The sequence below is a fragment of the Streptomyces sp. NBC_00076 genome (assembly GCF_045041235.1).
GTDB lineage: Bacteria > Actinomycetota > Actinomycetes > Streptomycetales > Streptomycetaceae > Streptomyces.
In genome coordinates, this window is record NZ_CP108242.1 from 3,788,358 (window position 1) to 3,805,707 (window position 17,350).

General features: G+C 71.1%; 13 protein-coding genes. 6 read left to right on the plus strand and 7 right to left on the minus strand.

The window, feature by feature from the left end; translation table 11 throughout:
- The first annotated feature begins 3 nt into the window (after positions 1–3).
- Together OHA64_RS17225 and OHA64_RS17230 are read left to right on the plus strand one after the other, a co-directional pair.
- On the plus strand, positions 4–1,431 hold the full coding sequence (locus OHA64_RS17225; protein ID WP_405613888.1) for an FGGY family carbohydrate kinase: 1,428 nt from the start codon (positions 4–6) through the stop codon (positions 1,429–1,431).
- Between the two features lie 186 nt (positions 1,432–1,617).
- Entirely contained in the window at positions 1,618–1,851 is a 234-nt protein-coding gene (locus tag OHA64_RS17230) for a hypothetical protein (protein ID WP_405613890.1), read from the plus strand.
- 3 nt (positions 1,852–1,854) lie between these two features.
- On the opposite strand, the gene OHA64_RS17235 is transcribed toward OHA64_RS17230, so the two are convergent.
- Complete coding sequence (locus OHA64_RS17235; protein ID WP_405613892.1) at positions 1,855–2,514, minus strand: DsbA family protein; 660 nt, start codon at positions 2,512–2,514, stop codon at positions 1,855–1,857.
- A gap of 159 nt (positions 2,515–2,673) precedes the next feature.
- Here OHA64_RS17235 and pepN point away from each other — a divergent pair, with 159 nt between their 5' ends.
- Together pepN and OHA64_RS17245 are read left to right on the plus strand one after the other, a co-directional pair.
- Positions 2,674–5,265, plus strand: a complete 2,592-nt coding sequence (gene pepN, locus OHA64_RS17240; RefSeq protein ID WP_405613894.1) for an aminopeptidase N — start codon at positions 2,674–2,676, stop codon at positions 5,263–5,265.
- A gap of 206 nt (positions 5,266–5,471) precedes the next feature.
- Positions 5,472–6,569, plus strand: coding sequence for a hypothetical protein (locus OHA64_RS17245; RefSeq protein ID WP_405613896.1), 1,098 nt, complete (start codon positions 5,472–5,474; stop codon positions 6,567–6,569).
- Positions 6,570–6,756: 187 nt separating this feature from the next.
- Here OHA64_RS17245 and OHA64_RS17250 read toward each other — a convergent pair whose 3' ends face one another.
- The 3 genes from OHA64_RS17250 to OHA64_RS17260 form a co-directional block, all read right to left on the minus strand.
- Positions 6,757–7,917 (minus strand): serine hydrolase domain-containing protein, encoded by a 1,161-nt coding sequence (locus OHA64_RS17250; RefSeq protein WP_405613898.1) that lies wholly within the window; start codon positions 7,915–7,917, stop codon positions 6,757–6,759.
- Between the two features lie 101 nt (positions 7,918–8,018).
- Complete coding sequence (locus OHA64_RS17255) at positions 8,019–9,779, minus strand: TIGR03767 family metallophosphoesterase (protein WP_405613900.1); 1,761 nt, start codon at positions 9,777–9,779, stop codon at positions 8,019–8,021.
- A gap of 199 nt (positions 9,780–9,978) precedes the next feature.
- Positions 9,979–10,488, minus strand: a complete 510-nt coding sequence (locus OHA64_RS17260; RefSeq protein ID WP_405613902.1) for an NUDIX hydrolase — start codon at positions 10,486–10,488, stop codon at positions 9,979–9,981.
- A gap of 241 nt (positions 10,489–10,729) precedes the next feature.
- On the opposite strand from OHA64_RS17260, the gene OHA64_RS17265 reads away from it, so the two are divergent.
- A complete protein-coding gene (locus tag OHA64_RS17265; protein ID WP_405613904.1) occupies positions 10,730–14,035 on the plus strand; it encodes a S8 family serine peptidase in 3,306 nt (1,101 codons plus the stop codon).
- A 101-nt stretch (positions 14,036–14,136) separates the two neighbouring features.
- Here the strand turns inward: OHA64_RS17265 and OHA64_RS17270 are convergent, their stop codons facing one another.
- A complete protein-coding gene (locus tag OHA64_RS17270; protein ID WP_405613906.1) occupies positions 14,137–14,868 on the minus strand; it encodes a hypothetical protein in 732 nt (243 codons plus the stop codon).
- A 1-nt stretch (position 14,869) separates the two neighbouring features.
- The gene (locus OHA64_RS17275; RefSeq protein ID WP_405613908.1) at positions 14,870–15,397 is read right to left on the minus strand and encodes a sigma-70 family RNA polymerase sigma factor; all 528 of its coding nucleotides are present in this window, start codon (positions 15,395–15,397) and stop codon (positions 14,870–14,872) included.
- Between the two features lie 332 nt (positions 15,398–15,729).
- Here OHA64_RS17275 and OHA64_RS17280 point away from each other — a divergent pair, with 332 nt between their 5' ends.
- Positions 15,730–16,746, plus strand: coding sequence for an aspartate-semialdehyde dehydrogenase (locus tag OHA64_RS17280; protein WP_405613910.1), 1,017 nt, complete (start codon positions 15,730–15,732; stop codon positions 16,744–16,746).
- Positions 16,747–16,805: 59 nt separating this feature from the next.
- Here the strand turns inward: OHA64_RS17280 and OHA64_RS17285 are convergent, their stop codons facing one another.
- A complete protein-coding gene (locus tag OHA64_RS17285; protein WP_405613912.1) occupies positions 16,806–17,282 on the minus strand; it encodes a DUF1203 domain-containing protein in 477 nt (158 codons plus the stop codon).
- Between the last annotated feature and the right edge of the window lie 68 nt (positions 17,283–17,350).

Sequence of the window (17,350 nt, forward strand, 5' to 3'; positions counted from 1 at the left end):
GGCATGTACGTCGGTATCGATGTGGGCACGTCCGTGGTGAAGGCCGCCGCCTTCGACGGCACCGGTCGTGAACTGGCCGTCGAGGCCCGCCCGGTGGGCCTCTCGCTGCACGGCGGCTTCGTCGAGCAGGACATGGAGGAGGTGTACGGGGCGGTCGTCGCCGTCCTCGACGCGCTGACCGCACGCGTGGCCGAGCCGGTGGAGCTGGCCGGGCTCACCGGGCAGGGCGACGGGGTGTGGCTGGTGGACGCGGCGGGGCGGCCGGTGCGGGCGGCGGCCTCGTGGATGGACGGGCGGGCCCACGAACCGCTCGACCGGTGGCTGGCGGACGGCACCTTCGAGGCGGTGTTCCGGCGGACGGGCAGCGCCATGTTCCCGGGCTGCCCGGGTCCGCTGCTGGCCTGGCTGGACCGGCACGAGCCGAAGTCCCTGGACGCCGCCGCCGCGGCCGTCTGCTGCAAGGACATGGTCTTCCAGCGGCTGACGGGGGCCACACGGGCGACGACGGACGTGTCGGACGCGTCCATGCCGTTCCTCGACCCGCGCACCCGCACGTACGACAACGGGGTCGTGGAGCTGTTGGGCCTGACCCACCGGCGTGGACTGCTGGCCCCGGTCGCCGACCCGATCGCGACGGCCGAGGCCCGCGGCGAGGGGCTGGCGCCCGGCACCCGCGTCAGCAACGGCCCCTACGACCTGCCCGCCAGCGCGCTCGGCGCCGGTGCCACCACCCCCGGGGACGGCCTCCTCATCGTCGGCACCTGCCTGGCCGCCCTGGTCGCCACGACCGACCTCGACCTGACCGGTGAACCGGCCGGCCTGTACATCTCCACCGACCGTCCGGGCCACCGACTGCGGGCCATGCCCGCGATGGTCGGGACGGCGGCCCTGGACTGGGTGCTGTCGACGACGGGCGTCCGCCACGAGGAGGTGGACGGCCTGCTGGCGGCCACCCCGCCGGGCGCCCACGGGGTCCGGGTCCTGCCCTACTTCGCGCCCTCGGGCGAGCGCGCCCCGTTCGTCGAGCCGCGGCTGCGCGCCGAACTCACCGGGGTCTCATTGGAGTCCACCCGTGCCGACCTGGTCCGCGCGACCTGCGAGGGCATCGGCTACGCGGCCCGGCACTGTCTGGCGGCCGCGGGTCTGACGGGCTCGCTGGCGGTGTGCGGGGGCGGCACCCGCAGCCCCGCCTGGATGCGGCTGCTCGCCGATGTGCTCGGCCGGCCGCTGCGGGTCGTCGAGGGCGAGGTGGGCGCCCGGGGCGCGGTGCTCGCGGCGGCCGAACGGTTCGGGATCGCGCTGGACCCGGCCGCCTGGACCGAGCCGACGGCGGTGATCGAACCGGACCCGGACCGGGCCGCGTACTACGCCGCGGGGTTCGACGAGCACCTGGTCAGGCTGGCGGCGGCTCGCGACCGGGCCCGCGCCTGAACGGCCCGACCGGTTCCCGCCGGCGGGAACCGGCGGGATGCCGGCGAAGTGCCGGAGCCGACGATTTCGGGGGACGCGCTCGCGAAGTACGCACAGTACTGCGTAGTACGCGCTGTACTACGGGACCGGGGTCGACGCGGTGGTGACCGACTTCCCGGATCCGGCCGTGATCGCGAGGAGAACGTGATGGGGACACGCACACTGGACTGCCCGACCTGCCGCGGCATGCAGGAGTTCCGGCTTCTCAACGACGAGGAGAAGGCGGCGATCCGTGCGGAGAAGGGGGACGGTCACCACGTGGACAACCTCTGGCGGTGCACCGCCAAGGGCTGTCTGACGTACTACCGCCACCTGAAAAAGAGCGACCGCGGCCGCCTCCCCGACAGGTTCGGTGAGGAGGCGGCCGCCGCCGGACAGTGATCCCTACAGGTTGCTGAAGTCAGGGCCCTTGGTACGGGTGCGCTTGAGCTCGTAGAAGCCGGGGACCGAGGCGACGGCGAGGGTGCCGTCCCACAGGCGCAGGGCGGCGTCGCCCTGGGGGGTCGGGGTGACGACCGGGCCGAAGAACGCGATCTCCTCGCCGTCGGGGCCGGGGACCGCGATGACCGGGGTGCCGACCTCCTGGCCGACCTTCTCGATGCCCTCCTTGTGGGAGGCGCGCAGCTGGGCGTCGAACTCGAAGTCCTCCTGGTCGGCGTACTCGATCAGGTCGGCGGGCAGGCCGACCTCGTCGAGAGCTGCCGCTATGGCCTCGACGGTCGGGCCCTCGCCGCCGTTGTGGAAGCGGGTACCGAGGGCGGTGTAGAGCGGTCCGACGACGTCGGCGCCGTGCTTCTGCCAGGCCGCGGTCACCACCCGGACCGGTTTCCATGCCTTGGTCGCGAGCATGTCCCGGTACTCCTCGGGCAGCTCGTCGATCCGGTCCTCGTTCAGCACGGCGAGGCTCATCACGTGCCAGCGGATCTCGATGTCCCGGGACTTCTCCACTTCCAGCACCCAGCGCGAGGTCATCCAGGCCCAGGGGCACAGCGGGTCGAACCAGAAGTCGACGGGGGTCTTGCCGGAGGCGGCGGTCTCGGACATGGGTCTCCTCGGAGTGCGGTGCGCGATACGGCGTCATGGCTGACCTCAAGGTGGAACACCGGCCGGGTCCCGCCCCATTCCCGGCTGCCGTGGCTGGCAGGCGCATGGCAGGATCAGCCCTGGTCCACATACTGAAACACACCCGAGGGAGTGCCATCCGTGCCCGGTGAGAACCTGTCCCGCGACGAGGCCCGGGAGCGGGCCGCCCTGCTGTCCGTCGACGGATACGACGTGTCCCTCGACATCCGTTCGGCGGTCGGCGACGAGACGGGGGACGGCCCGCGGACCTTCCGCTCGGTCACCACGATCCGCTTCCGGTGCGGCGATCCGGGCGCCTCCAGTTTCGCGGACCTGATCGCGCCGGATGTGACCGCCGTCTCCCTGAACGGCAAGGACCTCGACCCGAGCGAGGTCTTCGACGGCTCCCGGATCCTCCTGGAGGACCTGGCCGCCGACAACGAGCTGATCGTCGACGCCCAGTGCGCCTACTCCCGCACCGGTGAGGGCCTGCACCGGTTCGTCGACCCCGAGGACGGCGAGGTCTACCTCTACACGCAGTACGAGCCGGCCGACTCCCGCCGGGTCTTCGCGAACTTCGAGCAGCCGGATCTGAAGGCCCCGTTCCGTTTCGAGGTGCGGGCGCCCGAGGGGTGGACGGTGTGGGGCAACGGTGTCGGTGAACTCGCCGACGGGGTCTGGCGGTTCGCGGAGACCAAGCCGATCTCGACGTACATCACGTGTGTGGTCGCGGGCCCGTACCACTACGTGACCGACTCGTACGAGCGGGTCTTCGAGGACGGCACCCGCCTGGAGATCCCCCTGGGCGCCCTGTGCCGCAAGGGCCTGGCCCCGCACTTCGACTCCGACGACGTGTTCCTGGTGACCAAGCAGGGCCTGGACTTCTTCCACGACCACTTCGACTACCCGTACCCCTTCGGGAAGTACGACCAGGCGTTCGTACCCGAGTACAACCTCGGCGCGATGGAGAACCCGGGCCTGGTCACCTTCCGTGAGGAGTACATCTTCCGCGGCAAGGTCACCCAGGCGTCGTACGAGGGCCGGGCGAACGTCATCCTGCACGAGATGGCGCACATGTGGTTCGGCGACCTGGTGACCATGGAGTGGTGGGACGACCTGTGGCTCAAGGAGTCGTTCGCGGACTTCATGGGCGAGTTCTCGCTGGTCGGCGCGACCCGCTTCGTCAACGGCTGGGTCACCTTCGCCAACCGCCGCAAGGCGTGGGCCTACCGCGCGGACCAGCTGCCCTCCACGCACCCGATCACGGCGGACATCCGCGACCTTCAGGACGCCAAGCTGAACTTCGACGGCATCACGTACGCCAAGGGCGCGTCGGTGCTGAAGCAGCTCGTGGCGTACGTCGGGCAGGACGCGTTCCTGGAGGGCGCCCGGCGCTACTTCAAGCGGAACGCGTACGGCAACACCAGGCTCGGCGATCTGCTGTCGGTCCTTGAGGAGACCAGCGGCCGGGACATGGCCACGTGGGCGCGGGCCTGGCTGCAGACCGCCGGGGTCAACTCCCTCACCCCGCAGGTGCTGTTGAAAGCGGACGGCCGGATCGACGAGCTGACGGTGGTGCAGGAGGCCGCCGAATCGCACCCCGAACTGCGCCCGCACCGGGTGGCGGTGGGCCTGTACCGGCGGTCCGCGTCCGGCGCGCTGGAGCGGTACGCCCGTGCCGAGGCGGACGTCGACGGCCCGCGTACGGTCGTGTCCGAGCTGGCCGGCGCCGAGGCCCCCGAGCTGGTGCTGGTCAACGACGACGACCTCACCTACTGCAAGATCCGCTTCGACGCGACCTCGCTGGAGACCCTGAAGGCGCACCTGGGTGACCTCACCGATCCGCTCGCCCGGGCCCTGTGCTGGTCCGCGCTGTGGAACATGACCCGGGACGCGCTGCTGCCGGCGCGGGACTTCGTGGACCTGGTGCTGCGGTTCGGGGGGCGTGAGTCCGAGATCGGCGTACTGCAGATGCTGCACGCGTGGGCCGAGTCGGCGATCGTCCACTACGCGGCTCCAGGGTGGCGTGCGCAGGGCGCGGCGTTGCTCGCCGAGGGCGCGGAGCGGGAGCTGTCCCGCGCCGAGCCGGGCAGCGAGCAGCAGCTGGCGTGGGCGCGGTTCGTCGCGCGTACGGCGGAGGGGCGCGGCGGCTTCGATCTGCTGCTGGGCCTGCTGGACGGCACGTCGGCCATCGCGGGACTGGAGGTCGACCAGGAGCTGCGGTGGGCGTTCCTGGAGCCGCTCGCGGCCCACGGCATCGCCGACGAGAGCGCGCTGGCCGCCGAACTGGCCCGCGACGACACGGCGTCCGGCAAGCGCCACCAGGTCCGCTGTCTCGCCGCCCGCCCCTCGGCGGCGGTCAAGGCGCAGGCGTGGGCGCAGGTGGTGGAGTCCGACGCCCTGTCGAACGCGCTGGTGGAGGCGACGATCACGGGCTTCGACCGGCCCTCGCAGCGGGAGCTGCTCGCGCCGTACGCGGAGAAGTACTTCGGCGTGATCGAGCGGGTGTGGCGGGAGCGGTCGATCCAGATCGCGATGCACGTGGTCAAGGGCCTGTTCCCCTCCCTCCAGGACTCGCAGGAGACGCTGGACGCGACGGACGCCTGGCTCGCCGCCCACGAGGAGGCGGCGCCCGCCCTGCGCCGACTGGTGCTGGAGGCACGGGACGACCTGGCACGGGCGTTGCGGGGACAGGCGTGCGACGCGGAGGCGGCGGCCGCGAGCCGACCGTAGCCTTGGCCAAAACCTGAGCCTGCCGTCACCGTTACGGAATTCGGCCAACAGACGCCGTAACCCCTGGGACGCACCCGAACGGACCAGGGGTTTTCCACGGCTACTCGGCACCCGAACATCCGTCCTTTAGTGCGACCTTGTCCGCATTTGTCGACGGACCTGTAACAACGGTTAAAAGCCGGTCGGATGGCGGGAATCTGCCGGTCATGAACCACAACACCCCGGTCCCCCCGCTCTCCCCGCGCCCCCTCAAGCACCTCCCCGACGTGCACCAGCGGGTGCTGACGGCCGCCCGTCTCCGCTCGCACGGCGTCTCGGCCTCGGAGATGAACGAGCAGTGCCGTCCCGGCGGCCCCTGGCAGCAGATCCTCCCGGGGGTCTTCCTGCTCCACCCCAGTCCGCCGACCAGCGAGGAGCGGCTGCACGCGGCGCTGATGTACGCGGCACGGGAGCAGACGACCGGGGTCCCGGCGCAGCCCGGCGCGCACGGCCCGCACCGCCCGGTGTACACGGACGCGATGATCACCGGCCTGGCGGCGCTCACCCTGCACGGCTTCCGCTCGACCCCGCCGCTGCCCGCCCTGGACCGGATCGACATCCTGGTCCCCCGGATGCGCCGGCTGCGCTCGACGGGCTGCGCGCGGATCGTCCGCACGGGGGCGCTCCCCACACCCGAGCCGGTGAAGGGCCTGCCGGTCGCCCCGGTCCCGCGCGCCCTGGCCGACGCGGTGGCCGAACTGGCGGACGCGGATGCCGTACGCCGGCTGCTGACCGAGGCGGTCCGCGACCGGTACTGCGAACCGGCGTCGGTGGTACGGGCGTTGAACGACGCCAAGCTGCTGAGCCGCCCGCACGTGGTGGACGCGGTGGACTCCCTCCTCGCGGAGGGCCGGGCGATCGCCGAGAACCGGCTCTACCGGATGGTCGAGGAGTACGGCCTGCCCGACCCGGTGTGGAACGTGGACCTGCGCCTCCCCGGCGGCCCGCACCTGGGCGGCCTGGACGCGTACTGGCCGGAGCAGGCGGTCGCGGTCGAACTGGACACCCGCGCGGCCCGCCAGCACGACCGCGAGGACCACCGGCAGGAGCGCGGGCAGGACCGCCGACAGGACGAGCACGACGCGCTGTCGTCCGAATACGCCCGCAAGCGCGAGCACCTGGAGCGGCTGGGCATCACCGTCGTCCACATCACCCCGAAGAAGCTCCGGGACACGATGGAGCAGCAGGCGACGGTGGTCCGTACGGCCCTCATGGCGGCCGGGGACCGGGATCCCGCCGCGTATGTCGTGGTGCTGCCCCGTTAGCGCTGGACCGGGGCGGGATCAGGAGGGGAGCGGAGGGGCCCACGGGATCGCACGATCCGGCGGGCCCTTCCGCATGTCGCGGTCCTCCCGACCACCTGCCGGGGAGCGGTCCTCACGGCCTATGGCCGTGAGAGGGCCCCGACTGCGCCTCTCGCCTGTGCCCCCTCACCGCAGTACTCCGCCGTGACTACTCGCCGCAGTACTCCGCGTCGATCACCGCCATGATGTCCCCCGACCAGTCGTTGTTGAAGTTGACGGCAAGGGTGTGCCGGCCGTCCGCCGTCGTCACGGCCATCGAGGTCGAGCCGTGGATTTCCCCGGTGTGGCCCCAGACATGGACACCGCAGCTGAGGGTGACATCGCCGAGGCCCAAGCCGTATTGGGCGTTCGGGATGGTGGTCTCCGGCACCGTCGTCTTCATCTCCTTCAGCTGGGCCGGCGGGAGCAGCCGGCCCTGGAGCAGCGCGGAGTAGAAGCGGCCGAGGTCGGCCGAGGTGGAGACCATGTCTCCCGAGCCGAAGGCCAGTGCGGGGTTCATCTCGGTGACGTCGTACGTCGGGCCGGTGGTCGCGTCCGCCAGCTTGGAGTAGGCGCGGCTGCTGGGCTTCGGGAGGGTCGGCCTGGTGCCGGGGACCTCGGTGTCCTTCAGCCCGAGCGGGGTGATGACGCGGCGCATGACCTCCTTGTCGTACGCGTGGCCGGTGACCTTCTCGATCACCAGGGCGGCCAGCACGTAGTTGGTGTTGGAGTAGGACCAGGACGTGCCCGGTGCGAAGCGCGGCGGGTGGGACATGGCGATCGCGATCAGGTCCTGGGGCGTCTTGCGGTCGTAGCGGTGCTTCATGAAGCCGTCCTTGCGCTCGTACGTCTCCTCGAAGACCGGGTCGTCGCCGTAGCTGAAGACACCGCTGGTGTGGTTGAGGAGCTGGCGCAGGGTGATCGCGCGGCCGTCGTGGCCGTTGCCGCGGACCAGTCCGGGCAGCCATTTCTCCACCCGGTCGTCGAGGGACAGCCGCCCCTGTGCCTCCAGTTGGAGCAGCACCGTGACGACGAACGTCTTCGTGATGCTGCCCGCCCGGTAGTGGTCCTGCGGCGAACGCGGCTTGCCGGTCCGCAGGTCGCCCACGCCCGCGGTCGCCGACCATTCGCCCCGCCGGTCCCTGGCCGTCACCGTCACTCCGGGCACGCCGTCCGCGACCGCCGCCTCGATCGCCGCGCGGGTGGCGTCGTGGTGCCCGGTGTGGCCGGTGTTCCCGGCGGGCGGCGCCGCGATCGCGGGTGCCGCCAGGGCCGCCGTGAGTGCCACGGCGGTCGCCGCCACCAGAGTCGCCCGTACTCGTACGGTCATGTCCTCCCCCTTCTCGAACCGCTCACTGTTGAGCGTGGTCGGGTAGGGGGACTTGGGGCACCGCGGGAGAGTTGACTGCCGGTGTGCCGGTTGGGCCGGATTCAGCCCTTCTTCAGTACGAGCTCCGTGTTCCGGTCCTGTGCGTCGCCGCCGAGGCTCGTACTGGCGCCGGGCGCGTTGAAGGAGAGCTCGCGGTAGAGGGCCGCCAGGCCGGTCTGGGAGAGGTCGGAGAAGTCCGTGCGGTGCGGGGCAGAGGACTCGACGCAGGTGGTGAAGATCGAGAGCGTGCCGTCCTTGTTGTCCACCAGCTCGATGACCCGGGCGAGTTGGGGGTAGTCGACGTGGGAGGCGGTGGAGATCTCCCAGAAGGCGCGGCCGGAGGAGGTGGAGTGCGGGGTGATGTCGTTGCGGTGGATATGACCGTTCACCCAGGCCAGGACGTTGGCGTGGCGGCCGAGGAGGGAGATGACCTCCTGGCCGGTGTGCCGCCGATCGCCGGGGCGGGCCGGGTCGGGGCGGGTGTTGGTCATCGTCTTGCTGGTGTGGTGGCTGAAGAGGACCGCGTACGAGTCCTTGTTCTCCCGCAGGGTCCGGTCCAGCCACCTCAGCTGGGCCGTCCCGATGGAGCCCTCGTAGTGGCCGCCCGCGTCGGTGGTGTCCAGGCTGATGCCGATGACGTCGTCGGCGATCCGGAAGCTGTAGTACTGGGTGCCCGCGTCGAGGTTGGCGGTGGAGTAGCCGTGGCCGACCGGGCCCAGACCGCGGTGGGCCGGGTCGAGGTGGGCCTCGAGGTACTCGGTGGCGGTGAAGGGGGCACGGCTCTCGTCGGGCGTGACCGAGCGCATGTCGCGGGAGTGGGCCTTGAGGAAGTCGCGGAACGCGGTTCCCTTGGGGTCCTTGGCGTTCTTGATGGCGTCCTGGAGCTTGCTCGCCTCGGACGCGGACACGCTCATCAGCTTCTTGCCGCCGACCGCGTACTCGGCGAGCCAGGAGTCGCCGTGGCCGTAGCAGCCGAGCGGCATGGAGTCGTGGTTGCCGACCGTGGAGTACCAGGGCAGGTTGAGGCCGGGGCTGTTCAACTCCCGCAGTGCGGCGGTCAGATAGCCCTGGAGGTGCGGGAAGCCGAGCTGCTTGTCGGTGTCGCGCACGGTGGAGTCGGGCTGCCAGTACTGCTTGAGGCCGCTGTTCTGCACGCCCTCGTAGTGGCGCGGGTCGCCGGAGTTGGCGGTGACCCGGCCGCCGCTCATGATCGTCAGGAACCAGTCGAGCTCGGTTCTGGCGTTGTTGTCGGTGTTGTCGCCGGTGGTCATGGCGAAGTGCAGCGGCGAGCCGGTGACGGGCGCGCCCCGCAGCGCGTTGATCCGCTCCACGAGCGAGATGGCGCCGGGCACGGTGAGCGCCTCGTGCGGGCGCCAGGCGTGGGCGTCGGTGGAGCGCAGGTACTCCAGCCGCATCGGGTGCTGGGCGTCGATCAGGTGCAGGTCGGTGATCTGCACGAAGGAGGCCAGTGCGGTACGGCGGCCGGCCCGGCCGGACTTGGGCGCCGCGAGCTCGCTGCGGACCGTGCGGCTCCAGCCGGGGCCGTCGCCGAGGCGGCGGTAGCCGGAACCGGTGCGCGGGGCGGCGACCGAGGCGAGGGTGGTGCCGCGGGTGTAGGGGGCCATGGGGGCGGCCGGGGCCCTGCGGGACTGGGCCACGGGCGCCTGGGCGGCCGCGGTGTCGGTGACGGGGGCGGCCTGGCTGTCGGTGGGCCGCAGGGCGTAGCCGACGCCCGCGGAGAGGGTGACCGCCGCGGTGGCGGCGAGGACGGTACGGCGATGGGTCCCTTGTGCGGGACCGGCGACAGAGCGTGTGCGCGACATGGCGCGGTCTCCCCGAGTGCGAACGCGTCGGCAGTGGTCGCGGGCGGTCGCTGTTGCGAACATCCCGCTCACTACCGATCGTTGGCACCGGGCATGACCTGCGCGTGAACGAGGCAGCAACGCACAGCGCCGATCACCGTACGTGGATCTTGGACTACCCTGCGCGCCCTCGACCGCTCCCCCAACGGCTTGGGGACGGCTACTCCGTGTTCATCTTCCCGGGTAGGGGAGCTGTTTCCGGAGGGGGTTCGACCGGTGGCGGCGCGAGGTGCCCGGTGGCCGGTCGTTCCCGCCACAGCCGTAGCCCGAGGTCGACCAGGCTCACCAGGTTCAGGCCGGGCACGGCGTCCAGGTCGTGCCAGGCGGCCATGTCGGTGGAGCCGCCGATCTCGTAGCGGAGCTCGCCGCCGGTGATCCGGCCCTCGTAGACGAGCCGTACGCCGTGGTGGTCGACATCGCGCCCGAAACGGCCGGGAATGGTGCGGTGACCGGAGTGCACGCCGAGCAGGCCGGTGACCTCGATGCGGTACCCGGTCTCCTCGGCCACCTCCCGCACGACGGTGTCGTGGGGATCCTCGCCGTGCTCCATCCCCCCGCCGGGCAGAACCCACTCCGGCGGCCCGCCGTCGGGTGCCGGGGACCGGGAGAGCAGGAGCTGTCCGTCACGCACGCATATGGCGTAGGCCGCCACCCGCAACTTCTTGAGCACCAAGGGAAGTTAACCCGAACCCGGGCGCCTCTGGGGCGAGTTGCCCCATTCATGACTCATCTCCGCAAAGCGCATAGGGGGTTTTCCCCATGCGTCCATATCGTTTCGGTCAACTCTCCCTAAACATCCCTCCCATGGGTAAAGCTGTGCGATCGTCCGGGATCGCAATCCGGACCTCGGCGACCAGGACCGATCGGGTCTGGTCGCACACCGTTCGTTCCTTTACCTACAAGGGATGCCGATGACCCTCACCCCCCAGCGCGAGCCGATATCCGGCGCGAGACGCGTGGCCCGTATCGCCGTCGCCGCCGGACTGGTGGCCGCGCTCTCCGCCGCCGGGCCGATACCCATGGCCCTCGCCGCCGACGACGCACCCGTCGCCGCCGACCCGGGTGTGAAGTCCGCCCACGACAAGCTCGGCTCCGACGACGCCGACGCGCTCGCCGAGGCCAAGGCCGACGGCGACAAGAGCGTCACGATGATGATCGCGACCGCGCCCGGACAGACCGAGCAGGTCTCCCAGCAGCTCGACGCGGTCCAGGGCGGCCTGATCGGCAAGACCTACGACAAGCTCGGCTACGTCCGCGCCACCGTCCCGACCGGCAGGGCGGACGCGGCCATCGCCGCCGCCGCGAAGCTCACCGCCGTGCACGGCATCGACCTGCGGCAGGAGATCGTGCTGGACGACCCGTCGCCGGCCGCGGACACCGCCAAGGGCGCCACGGCCAAGGGCAAGGCTTCCTACCCGGCGCCGAACAGGAAGACCCCCGCCGAGAACCCGTACAACCCGTCGTTCGAGACGGGCGCCGTCGACTTCGTGACGCAGAACCCGAAGGCGGACGGCCGGGGCGTCACCATCGGCGTCCTCGACTCGGGCGTGGACCTCGCGCACCCGGCGCTGCAGAAGACCAGCACCGGCGAGCGGAAGATCGTCGACTGGGTGACCTCGACCGACCCGGTCTCCGACGGCGACGGCTCGTGGCTGCAGATGACCACCTCGGCGGCCGGTCCGGCGTTCTCCGCGACCCCCCGCGGCGGCACCGCCGAGACGTTCAAGGCCCCGGCCGGCTCGTACAAGTTCAGCTACTTCTACGAGTCCGCGACGGCCGGCGGCGACCAGGCGGGCGACGTCAACCGCGACGGCGACAAGACCGACGTCTGGGGCGCGCTGTACGACGCCGCGGCCGGCACCGTGCGCGTCGACCTCGACGACGACCACGACTTCGCCGACGAGCAGCCGATGAAGCCGTACAAGGACGGCTACCGGATCGGCTACTTCGGCACGGACGACCCGGCGACCGACGTCGCCGAGCGCATCCCGTTCGTCGTCGAGATCCGCAAGGACGTCGTCTACAACGCCGCGGGCGCCAAGGCCGACTACGTCAACATCGGCATGATCTCCAGCGAGCACGGCACCCACGTCGCCGGCATCACCGCCGCGAACGGCCTGTTCGGCGGCAGGATGAACGGCGCCGCGCCGGGCGCGAAGATCGTCTCGTCCCGGGCCTGCGAGTTCGGCCCCGGCTGCACCAACGTCGCGCTCACCGAGGGCATGATCGACCTCGTCGCGAACCGTGGCGTGGACATCGTGAACATGTCGATCGGCGGCCTCCCGGCGCTGAACGACGGCAACAACGCGCGCGCCGAGCTGTACACGCGCCTCATCGACACCTACGGCGTCCAGCTGGTGATCTCGGCCGGCAACTCCGGCCCCGGCGCCAACACGATCGGCGACCCGGGCCTGGCCGACAAGGTCATCTCGGTCGGCGCGACCATCTCCAAGGAGACCTGGGCCGCCAACTACGGCTCGGTCGTGGAGAAGAAGTACGCGATGATGCCGTTCTCCTCGCGCGGTCCGCGTGAGGACGGCGGCTTCACGCCGACCCTGTCCGCGCCGGGCGCCGCGATCAACACCACCCAGACCTGGCTGCCGGGCGGCCCGGTCGCCGAGGCGGGCTACACCCTGCCGGCCGGCTACTCGATGCTCCAGGGCACCTCGATGGCGTCCCCGCAGGCCGCGGGCGCCACCGCGCTGCTGCTGTCCGCCGCCAAGGCCAAGGGTGCCGACCTGACCCCGGCCACCCTGCGCACAGCGCTCACCTCGACCGCCGACCACATCAAGGGTGTACAGGCGTACGAGGAGGGGGCCGGCCTCATCAACATTCCGGACGCCTGGAAGTCGATTCGTTCCGGCGCCACCGCCCACACGTACGCGGTCAAGGCGCCGGTCGACACCGCGATCGACCAGTTCCTGAAGACCCCGGGCTTCGGCACCGGCCTGTACGACCGTGAGGGCGGCCTCAAGGCCGGCCAGAAGAAGACGTACGACGTCACGATCACCCGTACGTCCGGCGCCGACAAGGCGATCCGGCACGAGCTGTACTTCGAGAACAACGCGTCGAGCACGTTCAAGATCGTCGGCTCGGACGAGGTCAGGCTGCCGCTGAACCAGCCGGTGACCGTGAAGGTGCAGGCCGCGCCGAAGTCCGCCGGCCTCAAGAGCGCGATCCTGGAGGTCGACGACCCGAAGACCGAGGGAGTCGACCAGCAGGTGCTGTCCACCGTCGTGGTCTCGCAGCCGCTGAAGTACACCCACGCGGCGTCGAGCACGGTCCAGCGCAACAGCACCCAGTCGTACTTCGTGACCGTCCCGGAGGGCGCCAAGTCCCTCGAGGTCGCTATCGGCGGGCTGAAGGACAAGAGCCAGACCCGGTTCATCGCCATCGACCCGACCGGCGTCCCGTCCGACACCACGAGCACCCCGAACTGCTACAACAACTACCTCGACGGCAACGGCTGCAAGCCGGACGTGCGTTCGTACGCCGATCCGCGGGCCGGCGTCTGGGAGATCGAGGTCGAGGCGCGGCGCACGTCTCCGATGCTCGACAACCCTTACAAGCTGGACGTCTCCGTCCTCGGCGCGGTCTTCGACCCGGAGACCGTGACCGTCCCCGAGGCCAAGGTCGGCACCCCGGCCACCGCCTCCTGGAAGGTGACGAACGGCTTCGCCCCGATCGACGGCAAGCTGGTGGGCGGCTCGCTCGGCTCGGCCAAGTCGGCGCGTCCGACGATCGCCACCCGCCAGACCGAGACCACCACGGTCGAGGTGCCCGCGGGCGCCAAGTCGCTGGACGTCGCCATCGGCAACGTCTCCGACCCGGCGGCCGACCTGGACCTGTACGTGTACGACGCCACCGGCAAGGAACTCGGCAACTCCGCCGACGGCGACTCGGAGGAGGCGGTGTCCCTCCCCTCGCCCGCCGCCGGTACGTACACCATCGAGGTCGTCGGCTACTCGGTCCCGTCCGGTTCCACCGCGTACGACTACCAGGACGTGTTCTTCTCCGCCGCGCTCGGCACGGTCACCGTCGACGGTTCGACGCCGGTGAAGCTCGGCACGGGCGACTCCGCGACGGTCTCCGGCAGTGTCACCGCCGCCGCGCCCGCGCCGGAGGGCCGTGAGTTCTTCGGCCAGGTCCAGCTGGTGAACGCCCGCGGCACGGTCGCGGGCACCGGCAGCGTGAAGATCGAGAAGGTCACGCCGTAACCGAAAGGTCACGCCGTAACCGGTCGGTACGGCCGAGGGGCGGGCGTTCGTCGTCATGGCGGGCGCCCGCCCTTTTCTCATGCGCAGGTCAGACTGCGGTCTCATGCGCAGGTCAGCGTGCGGGACTCGGGCAGCGAGGCGGCGATCCAGGCCCGTTCGCGGGCGACCTCCTGCTTGCCGACGGCCCAGTGGTCAGGCGTGGCGGCGTCGTGGGGGACGCCGAGCAGGACCTGGTCGCCCTTGTGCAGGTGGGTGACGTCGTAGGGGTTGATCACGAAGGTGAGCTGGTCCGCGCCCCGCTCCGGCTTGTAGGAGCGGGTCACGCGCACGGTGACGCGCAGTTGTTCGGTGTCGGGGAGCTGTTCGAGGCGGGTGACCGTGCCCTCGGCAACCGTGCGGGCGCAGGCCAGGTACCGGGGGCTGCCGAAGCGGACGCCGGAGTCCTGCTTGGAGGCCGCGCTGTCGGCGCTGCCCGACGCGTCACTCATGCTGTCCCCCGCCTGGCTCAGCAGCCAGCCCATGCCCGACAGCACGACCGCGACGGCGGCCACCGCGAGGGCGCCGAAGGCGAGCCTGAAGGCCCGGCGGCGGGGCCGCGACGGACGTACGGGAACGGGCTTCGGAGCCTTGACGGGCTTCGGAGCCTTGGCGGGGTCGCCGAGGGCGTCGCCGATGAACCCCAACTGCTCGCGCAACAGCGCGAGATCGGACTCGGCGGAACGGTGTTCGGCCATGAAGGCGGCGTCCGCGCGGGCGTCGTCGGACAGCGGCTCATCGATGATCGCGGCCATCAGCGCGTCCATGTCGGCGGATCCGTCGTGTTCGGCGGTCATGTCATACCACCTCGTCCTCGTGCAGACGGGCGCGCAGGGCGCGCACCGCCGTGTGCAGCCTGCTCTTGACCGTGCCCTCCGGGATACCGAGTTCCGTGGCGATCCCGCGCACCGGCAGGTCGGCGTAGAAACGCAGGACGACGACCTGGCGCAGCGCGTCGGGCAGCTCGTCCAGGCCCTGGGCGACGGCGAGGGAGAGCACGCTGGTGTCCTCGCCGGAGGGGTGTTCCAGCTGGCGCAGGGAGGCCAGGCGCTCGCCGATGCGCTCCTGGCGGCGCTTGGCCCGGTGCCAGTCCATGGCCAGGTTGGAGGCGACGACCGCCGCCCACGCGGACACGTCACGCGGCGCCTCGTCGCCCCGCGCCACCCGCTCCAGCAACCGCAGGCGGACCTGCTGCACCCCGTCCGGCAGGTCCGCCTGCGGCACCCCGCCCAGGGCGAGCACCGCTCGCACCCGGCGTTCCTGAGCCGCGTCCAGAGGATCAGCGTGTTCGTCCCCCGACGCGCGGCGGGCCCTTCCGCGCAGCACAGACACCCCTCCCCTCACCGCGTTTCCTCTACGACGCCGTGGCGGGCGGAAACGTTCGGCACAACGGGGGAAAAATCCTTCAGAGGTGTACGTCACATCACCGCGGGACGGCCGCACAGCTTGCGGCATCAAGCAGTCGTAGGGCGAATTCCTGCAGCTCAGTGGGGGTGCGGACGGGAGTTCCGCAACCGTGGGCCCGCCTCGGGTGTCCCAGCCCTCGGGCATGGCGGCCAAAGAATTGGACAGGCGGACCCTTGTCGGCCGCATCATGGAAACGTCTCGGCCAGGCAACACGCACGTAAAGCATGCAAAGACAGACACAGGGAGTCGCCGTGAGGGTCGGAATCGTCGGAGCCACCGGTCAGGTCGGCACGGTCATGCGCAGGATTCTCACGGAGCGCGACTTCGCCGTGACCGAGCTGCGGCTGTTCGCCTCGGCCCGCTCGGCGGGAACGGTCCTGGACGGCGTGACCGTGGAGGACGCGACCACCGCCGACTACACCGGCCTGGACATCGTGCTCTTCTCCGCGGGCGGCTCGACCTCGAAGGCGCTGGCCGAGAAGGTGGCCGCGCAGGGCGCCGTCGTGATCGACAACTCCTCCGCGTGGCGCCGCGACCCGGACGTACCCCTCGTGGTGGCCGAGGTGAACCCGCACGCCATCGCCAACCGCCCCAAGGGCATCATCGCCAACCCGAACTGCACGACGATGGCCGCGATGCCGGTCCTGCGTCCGCTGCACGCCGAGGCGGGCCTCGAAGCGCTGGTCGTGGCCACCTACCAGGCGGTCTCCGGCTCCGGTCTGGCCGGCGTGGACGAGCTGTTCGAGCAGGTCAAGAAGGTCGGCGAGGACGCGCCGAAGCTCACCCACGACGGCTCGGCGGCGGAGTTCCCCGCGCCGAACAAGTACGTCGCCCCGATCGCGTACAACGTGCTGCCGATGGCCGGCTCGATCGTCGACGACGGCCTGCACGAGACCGACGAGGAGCAGAAGCTCCGCCACGAGTCCCGCAAGATCCTGGAGATCCCCGAGCTGAAGGTCTCCGGCACCTGCGTCCGCGTCCCCGTCTTCACGGGCCACTCCCTCCAGGTCAACGCCCGCTTCGCCCGCCCGATCAGCGTGGAGCGCGCGAAGGAACTGCTCGGCGGTGCGCCCGGCGTCGCCCTCACCGATGTCCCCAACCCGCTCCAGGCGGCCGGCCAGGACCCGGCGTATGTCGGCCGCATCCGTCAGGACGAGACCGTCGACAACGGCCTCGCCCTGTTCCTGTCCAACGACAACCTCCGCAAGGGCGCCGCGCTGAACGCGGTGCAGATCGCGGAGCTGGTGGCGGCGGAGCTGAAGGGCTAGCGTCTTTCGTTTGGATCATGCCGGACCCCGCGAGCCCGGCATGATCCAAACGAGAGGCCCTAAGGCCTGCGCACCTCGTAGAGGAAGCAGCCGTACTCGACGGCCCGGACGTGGACGAGTGCCACGGCCGGGTCGTCGAACGCTTTCCGAAAGGCGTCCTCGAACTCCTCGGGGGCCCTCACGTGCCGACCGCCCAGGATGCGTCCGTCGGCGGAGTACCGGCGCAGGACTCGGTGGGAGTTTGTGAAGGCCAGGCCGTCTCCGTCCGGGCCCGCGCACTCCTGCGCGTGGATGAACACCGGCCCCTGCTCGTCGTACGCCCCCGGCTCGGCTCCCGTCTGTGCCGCCCAGCGGCGCAGCGGCGCGTACGAGACCAGGGCGATCCGCTCCCCGGGCTCACTGCGGCGCAGACAGCAGCGGAGCGGGGCGCCGCCCTCGTCGTCGATGACGGGGGCCACGGCGCGTCCCGCGTCATCGACGGAGCGCAGTTCCTTCAGGGCCACCGGGCCGATGGGTCGTGCGGTGTACGTCGTCATGTCCTCAGACTCCGGTGCATCCGCCCTGCCCACCGGCGGGAAACGGACATCGCGTTCGATGCGGGCGC